Origin of the sequence: Streptomyces sp. Isolate_45 (assembly GCF_024721315.2) — a bacterium.
Taxonomy (GTDB): Bacteria; Actinomycetota; Actinomycetes; order Streptomycetales; family Streptomycetaceae; genus Streptomyces.
Window position 1 is genome coordinate 1 of the sequence record NZ_JANFAK020000343.1, and the last position, 2,049, is coordinate 2,049.

Consider the following 2,049-nt stretch of genomic DNA (forward strand, 5'->3'; position numbering starts at 1 on the left):
GGTTCCGCGTCGGGTCGTCGTGGGCGGGACCAAGGGCCGCGCCGCGCCGCGCAGGGCCTGCCAGCGGAGCTCCCGGACCCCCGAGTCGTGCCAGGCGTCGGCGGCCGCGTCCTCGGCGGCCCCCCGCGCGGGCCGCGTCCGCCACGCGTGCACCCCGACCGCCAGCGGCACCGACAGCACCAGGGTCCAGGCGGCCGCCGCGGCCCCGACGGCCCACCACACGGGCCCGAAGCTCACCAGCGCCGCCGTGCCCATCGGGCCGCCGGACACCGCCGCCAGGGCGGCCATGGCCAGCCCGCACACCACCGAGCCCAGGGCCGCCGTCAGCGCGGTCTCCCCGTACGGGACCTCCCGGGCCCGGCGCACCGCGAACCATCCCACCGCCAGTCCGGCGGCCACCGGAACCCCGGCCGTCGCCCACGTGACCGGCGACCCCGCCCCCTCCGGCGGCAGCGCCGCCAGCAGCGGGAACCTGGGCAGCGCCGCCGCGCCCTCGAAGCCGAGCGGGGTGGCCGTGGCGCCCGCGCCCAACGCGAAGCCGGGCCCGAGCCCGTAGGCCGCGCCCCAGACCATCGCGTTCGGGATCAGGGCCACCGCCAGCAGCAGCACCGCGAACCGCCCCGACCACACCCCGGTCAGCGTCAGGAACGACGCCTGCACCTCCGGCCCGTGCCAGGCCAGGGAAGCGCCGACGAGGAGCGTCCCCCCGCCCAGCAGGACCAGGACCCCGGCCGCCCCGGAGCGCAGCGCCAGCGCGTACCGGGGGCGCGCGACGGCCTTCCGCACGCTCCTCGGGACCCGGTCCGGCAGGGGTCCCAGCGGCCGACCCTTCGCGGCCCACACCCCGCCCGCGGCGGCGAGCGCCGCCACCAGCGGCAGGTGCCAGGCCGCGCTGAGCGGATCGGCCGGCATCGGTCCGCCGGCCGCGTAGACGGTGGCCAGCGCGCCGACTGCGAGGTAGCCGCAGATCACCGCGGAGAACACGGCACCGGCCGGCAGGACCTCCTCCCCGTCCGCCCCCGCGGCGTCCCCGGAGGCGCTGCCCAGCCGGGCGGCGCGCCGCATCAGCAGGGCGGGCAGGGCCACCAGGAGCAACGGCGTCACGCCCACGGGTGCGGGCACCCCGGACAGGGTCTCGTAGCGGACGAGCTCCGTCCCGTGGGCCATCAGCCACAGTCCGGCGGCGAGGTGCAGCGCGCCGCCCGGCCCGCTGTCCGGATAGGGGGAACTGATCCACAACACGATCACGAGCACGGCGAGGAAGCCGAGCCCCAGTCCGGCGGCCACGGCGCCGCCCAGCACACAGGCGGCGGCGGCCGGAGAACGGCGCCGCACGCCGGGGCGAAGGGCCGCCGGCAACGGGGTCCCGAGTTCAGTCACTTGGGTCACCCCGCCATGGTGCCAACGACACGCGCTATGGGCGGGTAACAGGCGAATGCCCGTGGTGTCGCTCAATATACGTTTATGTACTTTTTCGCCCAAGGCTGCCGGGTCGCGGGGAGTGTGGCATGACACAAGGCGTCGATACGACCTCCGGCTCGGAACTGGGCCTGCCCTCCCCCAAGGAGCGCCGCAGGCTCCGCGAGGCGGGCGAACTGAGCCAAGAGGAGGTCGCGGGGGCCCTCGGGGTCACCCCGGCCACGCTCCGCTCGTGGGAGACGGGCCGCACCGAGCCGCGCGGGCGCAAGCGCGAGGTGTACGCCGAGATCCTGGCCCGCCTCGCCGCGGCCGACGCCGTCCCGGACGCGGACACGCCGGACGCACGGGTCACCCCTGCCGCGCCACCGAGGCCGCCGCACCCCCCGGAACCCCACGCGGAGCACGCCCCGGCCGCGCCCTTCGCCGGGTGGGCGCCGCGTGCCTCCGGCGGCGCTCGGGGCTTCGCCGCCGGGGGCCAGGGACGGTCCGGTGGGCCCAGTACCCGGCCCAAGCCGGCCACCAAGCGGGCCGCCAAGCCGCCGGTCGGCGCCGCCCGCCACGACACGAAGACCCCCGTACGCAGCGGGAGCGGCGGCTCCGCCGGCGGACCGGGCGCGCACGCCGACCCGG

2 protein-coding genes are annotated in these 2,049 nt (G+C 78.1%); one reads left to right on the plus strand and one right to left on the minus strand.

Going from position 1 to position 2,049, the window contains the following annotated elements:
* On the minus strand, positions 1–1,389 hold a 1,389-nt coding region (locus tag NOD94_RS40890; protein WP_281211314.1), incomplete at its 3' end, for a DUF6350 family protein.
* Positions 1,390–1,508: 119 nt separating this feature from the next.
* Between NOD94_RS40890 and NOD94_RS40895 the strand changes: the two genes are divergently transcribed.
* Positions 1,509–2,049: helix-turn-helix transcriptional regulator (locus NOD94_RS40895; RefSeq protein WP_281211315.1), on the plus strand; the 541-nt coding region annotated here is incomplete at its 3' end.